This is a genomic window from Allostigmatella hybrida, from assembly GCF_020103775.1.
Lineage (GTDB): Bacteria > Myxococcota > Myxococcia > Myxococcales > Myxococcaceae > Hyalangium > Hyalangium aurantiaca.
The window spans coordinates 85412-101451 of the sequence record NZ_JAHXBH010000023.1 but is presented as its reverse complement, the minus strand read 5'-3'; the positions used below and the strand labels follow the sequence as shown (position 1 = coordinate 101451).

The 16040-nt window shown below is 70.9% G+C and carries 17 protein-coding genes; 5 read left to right on the top strand and 12 right to left on the bottom strand.

The annotated features are described in order from the left end of the window. Window positions 1-10 precede the first annotated feature (10 nt). From KY661_RS27605 to KY661_RS27570, 8 genes are all read right to left on the bottom strand, one after another. Window positions 11-1150, bottom strand: a complete 1140-nt coding sequence (locus KY661_RS27605) for a GTP-binding protein (protein WP_075008119.1) — start codon at window positions 1148-1150, stop codon at window positions 11-13. After that, on the bottom strand, window positions 1147-2301 hold the full coding sequence (locus tag KY661_RS27600; protein ID WP_225413057.1) for an anhydro-N-acetylmuramic acid kinase: 1155 nt from the start codon (window positions 2299-2301) through the stop codon (window positions 1147-1149). Before KY661_RS27600 ends, KY661_RS27605 begins: the two co-directional genes overlap by 4 nt. Window positions 2302-2360: 59 nt before the next feature. Further along, complete coding sequence (locus KY661_RS27595) at window positions 2361-3452, bottom strand: hypothetical protein (protein WP_225413056.1); 1092 nt, start codon at window positions 3450-3452, stop codon at window positions 2361-2363. Beyond that, on the bottom strand, window positions 3449-4363 hold the full coding sequence (locus KY661_RS27590; RefSeq protein ID WP_225413055.1) for an N-acetylmuramic acid 6-phosphate etherase: 915 nt from the start codon (window positions 4361-4363) through the stop codon (window positions 3449-3451). The genes KY661_RS27595 and KY661_RS27590 overlap by 4 nt, the downstream gene beginning before the upstream one ends. Before the next feature lie 17 nt (window positions 4364-4380). Further along, window positions 4381-4572 (bottom strand): 50S ribosomal protein L28, encoded by a 192-nt coding sequence (gene rpmB / locus KY661_RS27585; protein WP_075008123.1) that lies wholly within the window; start codon window positions 4570-4572, stop codon window positions 4381-4383. Window positions 4573-4669: 97 nt separating this feature from the next. After that, a complete protein-coding gene (locus tag KY661_RS27580) occupies window positions 4670-6181 on the bottom strand; it encodes an NAD(P)-binding protein (protein ID WP_225413054.1) in 1512 nt (503 codons plus the stop codon). A gap of 24 nt (window positions 6182-6205) precedes the next feature. After that, window positions 6206-6898 (bottom strand): HAD family hydrolase, encoded by a 693-nt coding sequence (locus KY661_RS27575; protein WP_225413053.1) that lies wholly within the window; start codon window positions 6896-6898, stop codon window positions 6206-6208. A gap of 41 nt (window positions 6899-6939) precedes the next feature. Then, window positions 6940-8403: an amino acid permease gene (locus tag KY661_RS27570; RefSeq protein WP_225413052.1), complete on the bottom strand. Its 1464-nt coding sequence runs from the start codon at window positions 8401-8403 to the stop codon at window positions 6940-6942. Between the two features lie 104 nt (window positions 8404-8507). On the opposite strand from KY661_RS27570, the gene KY661_RS27565 reads away from it, so the two are divergent. The 4 genes from KY661_RS27565 to KY661_RS27550 are packed head-to-tail and all read left to right on the top strand — an operon-like array spanning window position 8508 to window position 11767. Then, a complete protein-coding gene (locus tag KY661_RS27565) occupies window positions 8508-9443 on the top strand; it encodes a prenyltransferase (protein WP_225413051.1) in 936 nt (311 codons plus the stop codon). Then, window positions 9440-10165 (top strand): ferrochelatase, encoded by a 726-nt coding sequence (locus KY661_RS27560; protein ID WP_225413050.1) that lies wholly within the window; start codon window positions 9440-9442, stop codon window positions 10163-10165. The genes KY661_RS27565 and KY661_RS27560 overlap by 4 nt, the downstream gene beginning before the upstream one ends. Next, on the top strand, window positions 10162-11070 hold the full coding sequence (locus KY661_RS27555) for a prenyltransferase (protein ID WP_225413049.1): 909 nt from the start codon (window positions 10162-10164) through the stop codon (window positions 11068-11070). Before KY661_RS27560 ends, KY661_RS27555 begins: the two co-directional genes overlap by 4 nt. Before the next feature lie 7 nt (window positions 11071-11077). Further along, window positions 11078-11767: a lycopene cyclase domain-containing protein gene (locus KY661_RS27550; protein ID WP_225413048.1), complete on the top strand. Its 690-nt coding sequence runs from the start codon at window positions 11078-11080 to the stop codon at window positions 11765-11767. 5 nt (window positions 11768-11772) lie between these two features. Here KY661_RS27550 and KY661_RS27545 read toward each other — a convergent pair whose 3' ends face one another. Next, window positions 11773-12867, bottom strand: a complete 1095-nt coding sequence (locus KY661_RS27545) for an L-dopachrome tautomerase-related protein (RefSeq protein WP_225413047.1) — start codon at window positions 12865-12867, stop codon at window positions 11773-11775. A gap of 76 nt (window positions 12868-12943) precedes the next feature. On the opposite strand from KY661_RS27545, the gene KY661_RS27540 reads away from it, so the two are divergent. Then, a complete protein-coding gene (locus KY661_RS27540; protein WP_225413046.1) occupies window positions 12944-13885 on the top strand; it encodes a LysR family transcriptional regulator in 942 nt (313 codons plus the stop codon). On the opposite strand, the gene KY661_RS27535 is transcribed toward KY661_RS27540, so the two are convergent. Genes KY661_RS27535 through purM form a run of 3 tightly spaced genes read right to left on the bottom strand, consistent with a single transcriptional unit; the run spans window position 13866 to window position 16038 of the window. Continuing rightward, window positions 13866-14345, bottom strand: a complete 480-nt coding sequence (locus KY661_RS27535) for a DUF523 domain-containing protein (protein WP_225413045.1) — start codon at window positions 14343-14345, stop codon at window positions 13866-13868. The genes KY661_RS27540 and KY661_RS27535 overlap by 20 nt on opposite strands. Beyond that, window positions 14342-15007: a phosphoribosylglycinamide formyltransferase gene (gene purN, locus KY661_RS27530; protein WP_225413044.1), complete on the bottom strand. Its 666-nt coding sequence runs from the start codon at window positions 15005-15007 to the stop codon at window positions 14342-14344. Before purN ends, KY661_RS27535 begins: the two co-directional genes overlap by 4 nt. Then, window positions 15004-16038, bottom strand: a complete 1035-nt coding sequence (purM, locus tag KY661_RS27525; protein ID WP_225413043.1) for a phosphoribosylformylglycinamidine cyclo-ligase — start codon at window positions 16036-16038, stop codon at window positions 15004-15006. The genes purN and purM overlap by 4 nt, the downstream gene beginning before the upstream one ends. Between the last annotated feature and the right edge of the window lie 2 nt (window positions 16039-16040).

Below are 16040 nucleotides of genomic sequence, written 5' to 3'. Positions count from 1 at the left end.
CGCGCCCGGCTCAAGCCGTCTCTGGCAGCCGGGCGTCGTTGAGCCGGGTGAAGACCTGCATCAGGAAGTAGAGGGCGAAGGCCGCGTCATCCACGCGCAGCGTCTCCACGCGCTTGGAGAGCCCCTGGAGCTTCAGCAGGTCCGCGCCATCCGTGCGCAGCAGGAAGCCCTGCTGGGCGAGCGTCCCCTCGCCGGCGTAGGCCAGGGCGCGCCGGACGGCGTCCATGCACGAGGCCACGCAGGTGCCGTACTGGCCGCTGGCGAAGGCGGCCTCGGCGGCCCGGGCGTAGTCGAACAGGTCCCCCGGGGCCAGGGCGCTCGCGGGGCCCAGGGTGCGCTGGCCCGCCGGGGTGGGCGCCGGGGCCGTCAGCGGCGCCGGGGTCTCCACCCGGGGCGCCTGGGCCGTGGCGGCCTGGGCGGGGTTCTGGCGGGGCATGAGCGAGGGCGGATGGGCGGGGAGGCCGGTGTGGGAAGGGGGGCGGGGCAGGTGCTGGCTCAGCCGGGCCTCCAGGCCCGCGCCCGGGTTCTCCACGGGCGGCGCGGTGGGGCGGGGCGAGGGGACGATGCGCTTGGCCCGCAGGTCCTTGATGACCAGCCGGGTGATGGACTTGAGCGTGTCGAGGACGCCCTGGCCGCTGGTGGCGGCGGTCTCGTACTCGGGCACCCCGCGGGTGTTGAGCACCGCGCGCAGCTGCTCCACGGGCAGCGTCTTCTCGATGTCCCGCTTGTTCCACTGCATCACCAGCGGGAAGCGGTCCAGGCGGACGCCCTGCTCCAGCAGGTTCTCCTCCAGGTTCTGGAGCGACTCGCGGTTGGAGTCCAGGGCCTCGGGCTGCGAGTCGGCGACGAACACCACGCCGTCGGCGCCCTGGAGCACCAGCTTGCGGGTGGCGTTGTAGAAGACCTGGCCCGGCACGGTGTAGAGCGCCAGCCGGACCGAGCAGTCGTTGACGCGCTCCACCTTCACGGGGAGGAAGTCGAAGAAGAGCGTCCGGTCCCCCTCGGTGGCGATGGACATCATCTCGCCCCGGTGCGCTGGCCGGATCGTCTCGTAGATCTTGCGCAAGGTCGTCGTCTTGCCGGAGAGACCCGGACCATAGAAGACGATCTTGGCGGCCACTTCGCGGGCCATCAGGTTCACGCTGCTCACGGTGTCAGCTTACCTAGAACGACTTGGCGCCTCGCGCCAGTCGCGGACGGTACATTCGCGGCGGTTCCCGAGAGGTACTCGGCCGCCAACAGGGCGAAACAGGCTGCTTCCTTCGCGCCTTCGGGGAAGCCCAGCGTGTCCAGGAGGCGCACGGGCAGGGGGGCCAGCCGCTCGGTGAACCGGCCCAACAGGTAGGGATTCCGCGTGCCACCTCCCGAGACGTACACGGCCTCCAGGCTCCCGAAGCGGGGCAGGACGTGCACCTCGTAGGCCCGGGCCATGGACTCGACGGTGAAGGTGAGCGCCGTGGCCATCAAGTCGTAGGGGCGCGAGGCGCCCCGCTCCCAGAGCCGCTCCAGCAGCGCGCCGCCGAAGCCCTCCCGCCCCGCGCTGCGCGGCGGGGGCTGGGCGAAGAACGGCAGGGCGAGCAGCTCCTCCAGCAGCTCCGGGAGGACCTGGCCGCGCCGAGAGAGCTGGCCGTCGAGGTCGCACGCGAGCTGGCCCTGGGTAATGCGGCGGGCCAGCCCATCCAGCAGCATGTTGCCGGGCCCGGTGTCGAAGGCGAGGGTGTCCTCCAGCCGGTCTCCCACGACGGCCAGGTTGGCGATGCCCCCGATGTTCTGGAACGCCCGGGCGGTGCCCGCTTTCCGGAAGATGGCCCAGTCGAGGTAGGGGATGAGCGGCGCGCCCTCGCCCCCCGCGGCCATGTCCCGGGTGCGGAAGTCACTCACCACGGGGATGCCGGTGCGCTCGGCGATGACGGCGGCCTCGCCGAGCTGGAGCGTGGAGGGGACGGGGGAGAGGCTCGCGGGGAGGTGGGCCACCGTCTGTCCGTGGGAGCCGATGACGTGGATGTCCCGGGGCGAGAGGCCCGCGTGGGCGATGACGTCCAGGGCGGCCGAGGCGAAGCGCTCGCCCAGCTCGAAGTTGAGCGCGCAGAGCGTCCGGGCGTCGTTGGCCGCGAGCACCCGCTGGGTGAAGGCGGGGGGAAAAGGGTGGGACACGTGGGCCAGCAGCTCCAGTGTCACCTGGGCGCCGGTGCCCTCCACGCGGCAGAGCGCGGCCTCCGCCGCGTCCACGCTGGTCCCGGACAGCAGCCCGATGCACAGCCGCGAGGACGGAGCCGAAGGCCCGGAAGCGCGAGAGCTCATGGTCCGGAGTCTATGCCCTGGACGCTTTCTCTAGGAGGGGGGAGGGGCTGGCCAGGCGTTCAGTGGGTCCCTTCCCCTCTGGGGGCAGGGGGCGGGGTGGGGGCCGCCAGCGGCTCCACGCGGACGAGGAAGGACTCCTTCCACCGCAGCTTCGACTTCAAGGTGTCCTCGCGGAGCCAGTACGCCAGGGGGGTGGGGGCGCCACTGCGCAGGCCCATGAGGGGAATGCCCTGGTTCTGCACGTAGGGGTTCGCGGAGAGCTGGGGGAACGGGAAAGGATCGTTGACGAGGTACCAGGTGGTGGCCTGGGTCTTCAGGGAGCCGGTGATCAGCGCGAGGTGCAGGGGCGGAAAGAAGCTGTTCAGTCCCGGCTCTGTCACGGCGGAGGGGGCTCCGGGGTTGAGGCCCACGAGGACGGGGTTGCCCTGCTCCAGCTCGCGCCGCACCTCGCCCGAGTCGAGCACGGGGGCGGCGGCGGCGAAGAGGCGCGGCGGCTGGCGGCTGGGGGTGGTGCGCTTGCGCGGGAAGTCCGTCAGCATGCCCAGGACTTCGTACGTGCTTCCACCGGCCATGGACTTGCAGAAGTTGCAGTTGGAATTGCACTCGAACCGGGGGTTGCCCGCGAACAGCGTGCGGACGATGGTGCACTGCGTGGGAAAGCCGGGCGGCTCCCCCGCGCCGAGCACGCCGTAATGGCGGAAGATCATCTCCCCGATGGAGAGCCAGCTCCACGCGGGCCGGGTCTGGAACGTGGGCGGAATGGGCAGCTTCTTGAGCTGGACGTCCGGCTCGCGCTGAAGCTCCGCGGTGCAGGACACGGGGCCCTGCGTCAGGGTGGCCTTCCAGGTGGAGCCCTCGATGGGGCCCGCGAGCTCGGCCTGGTAGTGGTGGGGGATGTTCGCGGTGAGGCGCAGCGAGCTCTCCTCCACCGAGAGGGTCTTGAGCTGCGCCGAGAGCCCCTGCCGCGGCGAGCCCATGAATCCTTCGAGGCCCTCCGCGCCCTGGGTGATGAACACCGTCAACGGAAAGGGCGGGGACGTCTGCCCGGGGGTGGAGGCCTGGGGCGGGCAGGTCACGGGACCCTCCCAGAGCCCCTCCACCGGAGGAGACGCGGCCAGCAGGGCGACGGTCAAAGGCAGCACGAGGCTCATGGTCGATCCACCTTCGAGGCCAGGGCACGCAGGGAAGAGGTTCGCAGCCGCTTGCGGGCCGCTCCGGCCTTGAGCCCCGTGAAGTGCATGGCCAGCGCCACCTTTACCTCTCCGCCCGCGGAGGCCAGCAGCCGCTGGGCCTCGGGCAGCGGGAGCTCCGTCAGCTCCGCCACCATGCGGGCGGCCCGGGCCCGGAGCTTCACGTTCGTCGGCCGCACGTCCACCATCCGCCCCCGGTACACCTTGCCCAGGGAGATGAAGGCCGTGGTCGTCAGCGCATTGAGGATCAGCTTCGTCGCGGTGCCGGCCTTCAGCCGTGTGGAGCCCGCCACCAGCTCCGGCCCCGTGGGCGCCAGGATCAGGATGTCCGCCGGCGTGCCCCGCTTGGGCGGGTTGCAGCAGACGAGCACCGTGCGGGCCTTGCGCTTCCGGGCCTCCGCCAGGGCGCCCAGCACGTAGGGCGTGGAGGCGCTGGCGGAGATGCCGCACACCACGTCCTGGGAACGGATCCGGAAGCGGCGCACCGCCTCGGCCCCCGCGCCCGCGTCGTCCTCCGCGCCTTCTACGGCGCGGGTCATCGCCCGGCGGCCACCGGCCAGGGCGGTCTGGACTTGGGAAGGAGGGCTGCCGAAGGTGGGGGGACACTCACTGGCGTCCAGCACCCCCAGGCGTCCACTGGTGCCGGCGCCCACGTAGAGCAACCGGCCACCGGCCCGCAACGCATCCGCGACGGCCCGGGCCGCTTCCGCTACGAAAGGAAGGGCGCCACGGACCGCTCGGACGGCTGCCAGGTCTTCTCGATGCAACCGGCGGACGATCTCCTCCGGAGATTGGAGGTCGAGCACGTCCGCACGGGGATGCAGCCGCTCGCTGGGTGGGAGCGCGGGCGAACCTCGCCGCGGACTTCCCACCTGTGAGCGTCCGCGGCTCAGGCGGCTTTTACCACCTTGCCCGCCTTGATGCAGCGGGTGCAGGCCAGAACGCGCTCCGTGCGGCCCTCGACGCTGGCCCGGATCTTCTGGAGGTTCGGCAGGCTCCGCTTCTTGGTCTTGTTGTTCGCGTGGGAGACGTTGTTCCCCACCAGCGGACGCTTTCCACAGAGGTCGCACTTCCACGCCATGACAGCCAACTCCTTGAAAACAGGGGCGATACAGGCAGGGCCCCGAAAAGAGCGGCGGAACCTACCAGAAATTCTTTGAAAATCCAGCCGATCTGCTTCACCCCTTGAGGGGGTTCTTCTTCTTGAGCATTTCCTGCACCAGCCGGGCCGCGCGCATCCCCGCCAGGAACTCGCCCTCCAGCCCCAGGCCCGGCAGCACCTCGCGGCCCGCCAGCAGGATGTTCTTCGCCTGCGTGCGCTGGTTCAAACCCGTGACGCCCAGGAAGGCTTCCGCCTCGAAGGAGTACAGGGGGTGGGGCATCAACCGGCTCCCGCGCACCCCGCCCGCGTCCAGGTAGGGGACCGAGCGCAGCACCCGCTTGCCCTGCGTGAAGGGCATCAGCCCATCCAGGTGCGCGTCGATGCGCTGGGCCACCTTCTGGAGGTGCTCCTCGCCGAGCTCCCGCGCGCTGGCGGGGATGAAGACCCCGGCGCAGACGATGCGCAGCGCCTCGTCCTCCTTGCCGCCCGGCGTGCGCGCCGGGTGCTGCTGGATCAGCATCGCGCCCAGCTCCGCGTCCTCGGTGTCCATGAGCAGCAGCTCGCCCATGCCCCGCGGCAGCGCCTCCACTGGCACCACCCAGTTCACCGTGAACAGCAGCGAGCGGGTGGTGGAGGCGTCCAGCTGCTCCAGCAGGCCCCGGTGCCGCTTGCGGTCCGTGACGAGCCGCCGCAGGGCCCCCGAGTCCGTGGCGGCCACCAGGCACGAGGCCCGGTACACCACGTCCGAGCGCAGCACCTTCACGCCCTCGAAGCGGGCCCCATCGAAGGTGAGCTCCTCCACGATGAAGCTCTCGGAGTTCTCCCGGCTGAGCACGTCCCCACCCAGCTCGGTCAGCCGCTTGACGAGCAGCTCCCGCAGGCCCTCGGTGCCGCCCGGGTAGCGCTGGGGCGACTGGAGCGCCTGGGACAGTGGGCGGGTGAGCGCCAGCGGCGCGGAGGACTTGTCCAGGTAGGTGAGGAACGGCTGAAGCGCGCGCAGCAGCGCCCCCGGCGGGGTGTTGCTGGAGATCCGCGGGTGGGCCTCCAGCCCCTCGTGCTGGCGGATGCGCTTGTTGAGCTTCCACGTCTCCAGCATGCCGTCGGGCGGCAGGTTGGGCTGTTCCTTGAAGAACGCGTCGCTGGCCTCGTGCTGGGTGGTGGTCGCCGAGAGCGCCGAGAACAGTCCCTCGGCCGTCTCTCCGAACTCGCGCCCCAGCTCCGCGCGGCGGCGGGTCAGGTCGCCGTGCAGGTCCACCCGGTGGCGCGGGAGGATGAGCTGCAGCTCGGGCACGTGGGAGCGCAGGTTGCGCTGAATCGTGGACGTCAGGCCCAGCTCGGTGAAGGCCTCCTCCACCGAGGGCATGGCCTTCAGGGACGGGGTGATGGACGGGGTGTACGGCAGAATGTAGCCCCCGTGCTCGTAGCCCGTGCCCGTGCCGTCGTGCTCGATGAGCAGCACCCGGTGGCTGCGCCGCGCCAGGAGCGCGGCCGCGAGGGCCCCGCCGATCTGGCTGCCCAGGACAATCGCGTCATAGACGTGCCGGGAAGGGCCCGAGGGAAGCTGAAGTCTGGCTGGTTGCGTCGCCATGGGGTGGACACACTACACAACGTCTCAGCGGCTGGCGCCTTTCCCGTCGAGAAGCAGGGCTTCCAACTCGGGCGGGAGCGAGGCGAAATCCGGGGCCGTCCAGTGGGCGCCCGCCTCGCGGAGCAATTCCGGGGGGGTGGTGGAGGTGATGCCCACCGCGAGCATTCCCGCAGCCCGGGCCGCGCGGATGCCGTTCAGGGCATCCTCGAAGACGACACAGGCCGCGGGCTCCACACCCAGGCCCCGGGCCGCCGCGAGGAAGATGTCCGGCGCGGGCTTGCCGTGGACCACCTCCTCGGCGCCCACCACGCGCGCGAACGTGCTCCGGATGCCCAGCCCGTCGAGCACCAGCTGGCGGTTCTCCGTGGGCGAGGCGGTGGCCACGGCGAGGCGGAGGTGCGCGCCCTGGAGCCGGGCGATGAAGGCCTCGGCGCCGCGCATGAGCGCCAGGTGCGGGGTGTAGAGCGTCCGGTAGTGGATCTCCTTCTCCATCGAGAGGCGGGCCAGCTCCTCGGCGGGCAGCGGCCGGCCCAGGAGCAGCGGGAGGATCTCCTCGTTCTTCTTGCCGGCGAACTCGCGCTCGAAGCGTTCGGCGGTGGCTTCGACGCCCAGCTTCCGGGAGAGGGACACCCACGCTTCCGAGTGGAAGCGCATGTTGTCGACGAGGGTGCCATCCATGTCGAAGATGACGGCGAGCGGCCGGGGGAAGGCGGTCATCCCCCTTGCTTATCGCGTCTGGATTGCGCCGGGGAGCTTTCTCACGCGGCGTTGGAAGGCCCTTCCACGGGGGCCGGGGCGGGCTTGAGCAGGGTGACCTTCGGCCCCACGAAGGTGTGCCGCTGCGCCACGATCCAGTAGAGCGCCAGCAGGGCAAGCGCCCCGGCGAAGGTGTAGCCCGCCAGCTCGTTGGGCGGCAGCACGAAGAGCACCGTGATGGTGCCGCACCACACGAGCGCCACCAGGTTGATGGGGGTGGACCAGCGCCCCAAATCCCACGGGCCCCGGTGGGACCAGGTGCCGTTGCGGCGGGCCCGCCACCCCACCCAGATGGGCAGCGCGTAGGAGGCATAGAGCGCCAGGGTGCTCAGTGCCACCATGGCCGCATAGGCACCGCTCCAGATGGCCACGAGGAACGCGCCCGCCGCGCTGACCCAGACGGCCACGTACGGGCTCTGGAACCGCCCGGACACGCGGGCGAGCTGCGCCGAGGCGGGAAGCCCGTTGTCGCGCGCGAACGCGAAGAGCATGCGCGAGTTGGAGGTGATGGAGGAGAGGCCGCAGAACCACATCGCGCCAATCGCCACCCATACCAGCGCCCCACCCAGCGCCGGGCCCAGCGCGGTGGTCAGCACGTGGATGAAGGGGTTGGGCGCCGCCGCCGCTGAAGGCAGGTCCGTGATGGCCAGCGTCACCGCGGCGAGCAGGCCGTAGCCCACCACCGCGCTCACGGCCACGGAGAGGAAGATGCCCCAGGGGGCGTTGCGCGTGGGGTCCACCGTCTCCTCGGAGACGTGGGCGCTCGCGTCGTAGCCGGTGAAGGTCCACTGGGCCTGCAGCAGGCCGATGAGGAAGCCGTAGAAGTAGACGTGGTTGCCCGTGGTGAACCGGGTGAGCAGGAAGGCCGGGTCCTGCTTGGGCGCGAACGCGACGAGCGCCCCGATGACCACCGCCACGCCGGCCACGTGGTACCAGGCCGACAGGTTGTTGAGCCAGGCCACCGCGCGCACCCCCACGTGGTTGAGCACCGCGTGCGAGGTGAGGATGGCGGCGTACAGGGGCAGCACGGAGCCACGTTCCCGCGGCCAGCCGAGCATGTCCGCGACGAACTCGGCCAGCCCGTAGTCGATGCCCGCGGTGATGGCGAACTGGCCCACGGTGTTGAACCAGGCGGTGAAGAAGCCCACGCGGGGGCCCCCCAGCATCGCGGACCAGTGGTAGAGCGCGCCCGCCGTGGGGAAGGACGAGGCGAGCTGCGCGAGGCTCGCCGCCACCGTGAGCGTCATCACCGAGACCAGGGGCCAGCCAACGCCCATGACGAGCGGGCCGCCGAAGTTCAGGCCGTGGCCGTAGAGCGTCACCGCCCCGGTGAGGATGGAGATGATGGAGAAGGAGACGGCGAAGTTGGAGAAGCCCCCCATGTCGCGAAGCAGCTGCTGCCCGTAGCCCAGCCCCTGGAGCTGGGCCGCATCGGCTTCCTTCTGACGCGCCAGATCTTCACTCATAGTCACATCTTAACGTGACGGTCCAAGGCATCGACAACCCCCGGGGGGGCTGACACCCTGCCGCGCATGTGGATGGACAACAGTCTCATGGGAGAGGAGCGCGGGTGAGCCCCCTGCGGCGGTGGGTGTACGCGCTGAAGCCCGCGAGCTGGCCGAAGGTGTTCGTGCCAGCGCTGCTGGGCCAGGCCCTGGGGGCGGCCAGCGCGGGCCAGGTGTCGGTGGGGGCGCTGGCCTTTGGCCTGCTGTGGATGATCGCCGATGTCGCCTTCATCGTGCTGCTCAACGACTGGGGGGATCGCGAGGTGGATGCGCTCAAGCGCCGCATGTTCCCGCGCGGGTGCTCTCCGAAGACCATCCCCGACGGCATCCTTCCCGCCCGGGCCGTGCTCGTGGCGGGCCTCGGGGCCGGGGCGGTGGCGCTGCTTCTCGCGGCGGTGGCGGGAAGGCTCCTGGAGCGCCCCGCGTTGCTGCCGCTGGCGGCGCTGGGGCTGTTTGTGTTCGCCGCTTACACGCTGCCGCCCTTGCGGCTCAATTACCGGGGTGGGGGAGAGCTGCTGGAGATGGTGGGCGTCGGGGGCGTGCTCCCGGTGCTGCATGCCTATGCGCAGGGTGGGGTGTGGCTTCCCCTGGAGCTGAAGCTCGTGATGCCGGGGCTGCTGGCGCTCTGCCTGTCGAGCGCGCTTGCCAGCGGGCTGTCCGACGAGGAGAGTGACCGGGCGGGAGGAAAGCGCACGTTCACCACGCTCCTGGGCAACACGGTGTCCCGCCGTGCCTCTGAGGTTCTGCTGGTGCTGGGCGCGCTGCTCTGGCTTGGGGCCGCGGGATGGGCCCGGGGCGCCCTGCTCCAGGGAAGCTTGGTGCTCGGTGCGCTGCTCACGCTATTCTTCGCGGCGCGCGTGTGGAGGAAGAGCCCCTCGGCGGTGACGAATGCGTTTGGTGCCCAATCGGCCTACAAGCTGGAGCTGCATCGTGCCATCTGGTGGGGCTCCACCCTGCTGTCCGTGCTGGTGCTCGCGGTAGGGCTGGGGGCTCAACGGTGAGCGAGTTGCCGGAAGGCCTGCGCCTCGAACTGGAGCGGTTGAAGTCCCTGCTGGGGAACTGCGCCTCGCTGGATGCCACGCGGGCCCGGGCGCCCTTTCCCCACGAGCTGGCGGCGCGGCTGATGGAGGGCCGCGGCGACATGGATCAGCGCCGCGCCTTCGTTCAGGGATTGATCGACGTGGTGCGCGCCATCCTGGAGGACTTCCCGGACAACATCTTCTGGGACCTGGATTACCTGGCGAGCTGCCTGTGGCTTGCCGGAGGCCCGCGCGAGACGGAGCACCTCGCGGGCCGGGTGGTGCGGCTGTGCCGTGGCTTCGGCAACAAGTCCAAGCTGCGCTTCCGGTACGCCCACGACTTCCTGTTCGGCTACGACTGGGCCCGCTGGGTCCTGCGTGAGCCGGAAGGGCGCGAGGACACAGGGCCGTTCGATCTCGGCTTTCTGGACTACCTCGATGCCCGGCGCCAGGAACTGGTGGAGCTGATCTCCCGCAGCGACGCCAAGTATGGCCCCCTCCAGGGGCCGGAGTTTCGCAACCCCTTCATCTTCTGCCGCGAGCCCGCCGACGAGGCCCACCTGCACCAGGTGCTCGCCCGGGAGGATCTCATCCCGGTCAAGGCCTGGCGCTTCGATGGGGAGCGCCGCTGGCACCTGCCCTTCACCGACTTGAGGGCCGAGGCGGCCCTGCGCCTGGGCCTGTCGCGGAAGGCCGGACCATGACGGCGGGAAGGGGGACGCTCCGGGATTGGCTCCAAGCATCCCGGTTGCCCTCCCAGTCGTACATCGCGCTTCCGCTGTTGCTCGGGCAGCTCGTGGCCCTGCGCGCGCAGGGAGAGGACATCCCGTACGGGCTCCTGCTGTGCGTGCAGCTCTTCGGGGTCTTCGATCAGCTCTTCATCGTCTACGCCAATGACTGGGCGGACCAGGAGACCGATCGCCGCAACCAGACGGCCACCCCTTTCTCGGGGGGCTCCCGGGTGCTGGTCGAGGGGCGGATCTCGCCCCGGGCGCTGGGCGGGGCAGCCCTCTTCTGCGCGGCCGCGATGCTGGCGGTGTCGGTGGGTCTGGCGGTGGTCCAGGGGACGCCCGGGCTCGTGCCGCTGGCCTTCGCCGCGCTGGGGCTGCTGTGGGCCTACAGCTATCCGCCCCTGCGGCTCTCCTATCGCGGGGGAGGGGAGTTGCTGCAGATGGTGGGGGTCGCCGGGGTGCTCCCGCTCTATGGCTACCTGGCTCAGGGGGGAGACTTGGGACGTTTTCCGTGGCCCCTCACCGTGGCGTTGCTCCCCACCCATCTGGCCTGTGCCATCGCCACGGCGCTTCCGGATGAGCCCTCGGACCGGGACAGCCACAAGCGCACGGTGCCCGTCCGGCTCGGAGGGGAACAGGCCGTGTGGATCATCGCGGCGCTGAACGGACTCTCGCTGGCGTTGGCCCCGTGGGGGCTGGCCTCCCTGGGCATGACGGCCGGTTGGGCCCTGGCCGTTCCCGCCGCGGCCACGCTCGTGGTGCTGGGCCTGCGTCCCGCGCCTCCGGGGTCATTGCTCATCCAAGCCCGGGTCGCGGCCTGCATCACCGCCACCCTGGCCGTGGTGGCCATTCCCCTCCTGGGCCTGGCGGCCAGGTGAGGTAGACGTGCCTTACGACTTCCTGGTGCTGGCGCTGCTGTTCATGGTTCCAGGCATCGTCATCGCCTTTCTGCGGCCGGATTTGCGCTGGCTGATGGCGAGGGCCGCCCTGCTCGCGCTCCCGTTCGCGGCGACGGAGTGGCTCTTCTATCCGGAGTACTGGTCGCCCAGGTTCCTGTTCGGGCTGGCGGACCGGATTGGCTTTGGCATCGAGGACGTGCTGTTCGTCGCCGGGCTGGGGGCCTTTTCCTCCACCGCCTACGCCGTCGCCTTCCGCCAAGGGGTGCGCCTCCGGGAAGGCGTCTCCCAGCCTTGGCGGCGGGCCGCGCTCGCCATCGTGGCCGTGCTGGCCCTGGCGGGGGCCTTGCGGATGGTGGGGGTGCCCATCCTCTATGCCGCCGTCGTGGCGATGGGGCTGGGCGCCGGGGGCGTGCTGTGGGTTCGCAGGGACTTGTGGGGGCCCGGTGTCCTGGGGGCCCTGGTGTCGATGGGCCTCTACCTCGGGCTGTGCCTGATCTTCGCGGCGCTCGTTCCGGGTGTCTTCGAGCGCGCGTGGCGGCCGAGCCTCCTGCTGCCGGGGAAGTTCCTGGGCGTCCCGCTCGATGAGCTGCTGTACGGGCTGGGCTCGGGGCTGGCCGCCACGGTGTTTCCGGCGTGGGCCTTTGGCTTCGGCTTCACCCCGCTCCGACGGCGGTGAGTGGGCTACGGCTTCGGTAGGTCCAGCCGGTAGAGGCGGATGGGCCACTCGATCTTCGACTCCTTGTTGTTGAAGAGCCCCACCCGGTCCATCTGGGGAACGGGCAGCCAGATCGTTCCCTTGCGATCGAGATAGGGGGCGTCCGTCCAGTGCAGGCGCGGGTCGGTGATGACGGTCTCCACGCGGCGGTCCGGGGTCAGCTTGCGCAAGCTGTGGGTGGCCAGCTCGGTGAAGTAGAGGTTGCCCTGGGCATCCATGGCGGTGCCGCCCACGGGGGGCAGGTCGAACCACTTCTCCACCTTGGAGGCCAGCGTGGCGGCGTCGAGGCTGGCGTCATCCAGCCAGCGCGTCTCGATGCGGTAGAGCGGCCCTTCGAGCGGCGCGAAGTAGAACCAGCGCCCATCCGGGCTGATCTCCAGCGGATCCGCGTTGACCTTGAGCGGCTGGCCATCCGGAGCGAGGACCGTCTTGCCTCCGACCGTGATGGGGCGGTTGCCGGGGGCGGAGGTGAAGGGGCTGTTGTCCAGGACGCGCCGGGCGGCGCCGGTCTCCACGTTCAGCACGATGATGCCCGGGCGGCCCGCGTCGGTCAGGTAGGCCTGCTGGCCGTTGAAGCGGATGTCATCGACGTAGCTGTTCTCCGTCGCGACCTCGGGCCCCAGGACATAGACCCGCGCGACCTTCCGCGTCTTCAGGTCGATGCGGACGAGCTTGGCGCCGCCCGGAATCACGGTGCCGCCGAAGCCCGAGGCGCCCGTGTCGATGACCCAGAGGCCGTTGTGCTTGTCCCGGTGGATGGCGTTGACGTTGATGAACCCCTTGCTGGGGTCCTTGCCGGGTTGCCAGCCGTTCCAGGCCGCGTCCGGGAAGGGCACGGGCTTGCCCTTGGCGTCGATCTCCGCCACGGAGGGGCCCTGGGAGCCGGTCCACCGGGGGCCGCTGACCAGCACCCGGCCCTGGTCGTCCACGGCGACGCCATTCCAGATCATCTCGCGGCTCTCCGCGGCGATGGCCAGGGTGGGCGGGGCCGCATGGGCCTGGGGAGCGAGGGGACTGCCAAGAAGGACGAGCGCGGCGCTGAAGGAGAGGAGCGTTTTCATGCGGCGCATCCTGGGTTCTTTCCGCGAGGTGAAGAACGCGCTAGGGAAGACAAACACTTTCTTCTGAATGACGAAAATGGTCCGACTCGAAGACCTCCAGGTGTTCGTCGCGGCAGCGGATGCGGGCAGCTTCTCGGCCGCCTCCCGCGTGCTGAACCTGACGCCGGCGGTGGCCAGCACGGCCATGAAGCGGCTGGAGCGGGAGCTCGATGTCCGCCTCTTCGTCCGCTCCACCCGCAGCCTGCGCCTGACCGACGAAGGGGAGCGCTACCTCTCGCACGCACGGCTCGCGCTGAAGGCCCTGGAGGATGGCCAGATGACGGTGGCCCGGAAGAAGGGCGGCCTGACCGGGATCCTCAAGCTGTCGGTGCCCTCGGACTTCGGGCGCAACGTGCTGCTGCCGTGGCTGGATGCGTTCCAGGAGCAGTTTCCGAAGCTCTCCGTGCAGATGCGGGTCAGCGATCGCGTGGCGGACCTGTACCGCCAGCCGGTGGATGTCGCCATCCGCTACGGCGTGCTGGAGGACTCCGCGCTGGTGTCACAGCCGCTCGCCCCCACCAACCGCCGGGTGCTGTGCGCCGCCCCGGCCTACCTCGCGCGCCACGGTGCTCCCGCGTCCCTGGAGGACCTGCGCCGCCACAACTGCCTGCGCTTCACGCTGGGGGACGTGGTGCATGACCGCTGGACCTTTCACGGGCCCCAGGGCGCCGAGGTCATCACCGTGGATGGCAACCGGTTCTGCGACGATGCCGACGTGGTCCGCCGCTGGGCCCTGGCGGGGCAGGGCCTCGTCTACAAGTCGTTCTTGGATCTGGCCGGAGATCTCCAGGCGGGGCGCCTCGTGCCCGTGCTTCCCGAGTACCAGGGCGAGGCCACCCCCCTTCACCTGGTCTGCGCGCACCGCTCGCTGCTCTCGCCCGCGGTGGCCCGGCTGCGCGACTTCCTGAAGGCCCGCTGCGAGGCGTTGCTCGCCACGATGGAGCCCCTGCTGTCGCCCCCTACAAGTCCTCGTCGCTGACGGTGAGGATGCCCGCGGCGTGCAGCCGCGCGGCGGTGACGCCCCGGCCCTGCACGAGCTGCTCGCCCACATAGGTTCCCTGCGTTCCGCAGGAGGGGCTGCGCTCCTTGAGCAGGGCCACCGTGGCCCCGAAGCGCCGCGCCGCCTCCAGCGCCAGCTCCGCCCCGCGCCGGAACGCCGCCGTCTGATCCTGGCCGGACTCCCGCTCCACCGCCTGCGCGTGTCCTGCCAGCACGGCCTCGCCGGTGCCGCCGCGCAGCACCACCGCGGGCCGGGGCGTGCCGAGCCCCGCGCCGGTTTCCGGGCAGAGGGGCACCACCTCCTTGCCCTCCAGGGCCTGGCGCACCCGGTCCGAGCCCTTCGACTGGCCGTCGTAGCGGCACGCCTGGCCCAGGAGGCAGGCGCTCACCAGCACCACCCGGGCCTCCCGCAGCGCCGCCCGCCGCTCTTCCCGGGTCACCGCGGCATTCCGGGGTTGTGCAGGCACAACCCCTCCGTCGCGGGGGGCGCCGCCACGCGCGTGCGCGAGCCCTCCAGGGAGACCTTGCCCGTCACGGCCAGCCGCACCGCGAGCGGGAAGAGCTTGTGCTCCTCCGAGAGGATGCGGGCGCTCAGGCTCGCCTCGTCATCGTCCGGCAGCACGGGGACCGCCGCCTGCGCGACGATGGGGCCCGTGTCCGTGCCCGCGTCCACGAAGTGCACCGTGCACCCCGTGACTTTCACTCCGCGCTCCAGCGCCTGGCGCTGCGCATGGAGCCCCGGGAAGGAGGGCAGCAGGGAAGGGTGGATGTTCAGCACCCGGCCCGGAAAGCCCGCCAGGAAGTCCGCGCTCAGCAGCCGCATGAAGCCCGCCAGGCACACCCACTCCACGTTGGCCGCCCGCAGCGTCTCCACCAGGGCCTGCTCGAACGCCCCCCGGGAGCCCGCCGCCTTGGAGTCCAGGGCCACCGCCGGCACGCCCGCGCGGCGCGCCCGCTCCAGCGCGTACGCGGTGGGCACGTTGGACACCACGCACGCGACTTCCGCGGGGTAGTCCGCGCGCGCGCACGCATCCAGCAGCGCCTGCAGGTTGCTGCCGCTGCCGGACACGAGCACCCCGAGCCGCGCCCGCCCCGCGCTCATGGCTCGATGACCGCCGTGGCCTCGCCCTGGCCCTGCTCCACCCGGCCCACCTGGGTGGCCTTCACCCCGCGCGCGTTCAGCGTGCTCAGCGCCGTGGCTGCGTCCTCCGGGGCCACCACCACGATGAAGCCCAGCCCCATATTAAAGGTGGAGAACATCTCGTCCCGGGGCACGCCGCCCAGCCGGGCGATGACGTCGAACAGCGCGGGGCGCTGCCACGCCTTCTCGCTCAGCACCGCGCGCGTCCCATCCGGCAGGCACCGGGGCAGGTTGCCCGGAATCCCGCTGCCGGTGATGTGCGCCATTCCCTTCACCTTCACTACCTTCAGCAGGGCCTGGATGTCCTTCACGTAGATGCGCGTGGGCTCCAGCAGGGCCTCCGCCAGGGGCCGGTCCAGCCCCTCGGGCGTGGCGTCCAGGGAGAGCTTCCGGTCGTCCAGAAGCACTTTGCGGGCCAGCGAGTAGCCGTTGGAGTGCAGCCCCGAGGAGGGCAAGCCGATGAGCACATCGCCGGGGGCGATGGTGCGCCCGCCGATAATCTCCGAGCGCTCCACCACGCCCACGCAGAAGCCGGCGAGATCGTACTCGCCCCGCCCGTAGAAGCCCGGCATCTCGGCCGTCTCGCCGCCCAGCAGCGTGCACCCGGCCTGCTCGCACCCGAGCGCGATGCCCTTCACCACCTCGGAGGCCGCGTCCACCTCCAGCCGCGAGGTGGCGAAGTAGTCCAGGAAGAACAGGGGCTCGGCGCCGCAGGTGAGGATGTCGTTCACCGACATGGCCACCAGGTCCACGCCCACGGTGTCATGGCGGCCCGCCAGGAAGGCCACCTTCAGCTTCGTGCCCACCCCATCCGTACCGGACACCAGCACGGGCTCCCGGTACTTCCCCGGGGGAAGGGCGAACAGGCCGCCGAAGCCACCCACCCCGGACACCACCTCCGGGCGTACCGTGCGCGCGGCATAGGGCTTGATGCGCTCGACGAACGCATCCCCGGCCTCGATGTCCACTCCGGATTGCTTGTAGGTCGTCACGG

Coding starts and splice junctions, on each gene's coding strand:
- KY661_RS27545 (WP_225413047.1), bottom strand. CDS start 12,867: ATGAAAACGCTCCTCTCCTTCAGCGCCGCGCTCGTCCTTCTTGGCAGT.
- KY661_RS27580 (WP_225413054.1), bottom strand. CDS start 6,181: ATGGCGACGCAACCAGCCAGACTTCAGCTTCCCTCGGGCCCTTCCCGG.
- KY661_RS27595 (WP_225413056.1), bottom strand. CDS start 3,452: ATGAGCCTCGTGCTGCCTTTGACCGTCGCCCTGCTGGCCGCGTCTCCT.
- KY661_RS27540 (WP_225413046.1), top strand. CDS start 12,944: ATGGTCCGACTCGAAGACCTCCAGGTGTTCGTCGCGGCAGCGGATGCG.
- KY661_RS27600 (WP_225413057.1), bottom strand. CDS start 2,301: ATGAGCTCTCGCGCTTCCGGGCCTTCGGCTCCGTCCTCGCGGCTGTGC.
- rpmB (WP_075008123.1), bottom strand. CDS start 4,572: ATGGCGTGGAAGTGCGACCTCTGTGGAAAGCGTCCGCTGGTGGGGAAC.
- purN (WP_225413044.1), bottom strand. CDS start 15,007: ATGAGCGCGGGGCGGGCGCGGCTCGGGGTGCTCGTGTCCGGCAGCGGC.
- KY661_RS27575 (WP_225413053.1), bottom strand. CDS start 6,898: ATGACCGCCTTCCCCCGGCCGCTCGCCGTCATCTTCGACATGGATGGC.
- KY661_RS27570 (WP_225413052.1), bottom strand. CDS start 8,403: ATGAGTGAAGATCTGGCGCGTCAGAAGGAAGCCGATGCGGCCCAGCTC.
- KY661_RS27555 (WP_225413049.1), top strand. CDS start 10,162: ATGACGGCGGGAAGGGGGACGCTCCGGGATTGGCTCCAAGCATCCCGG.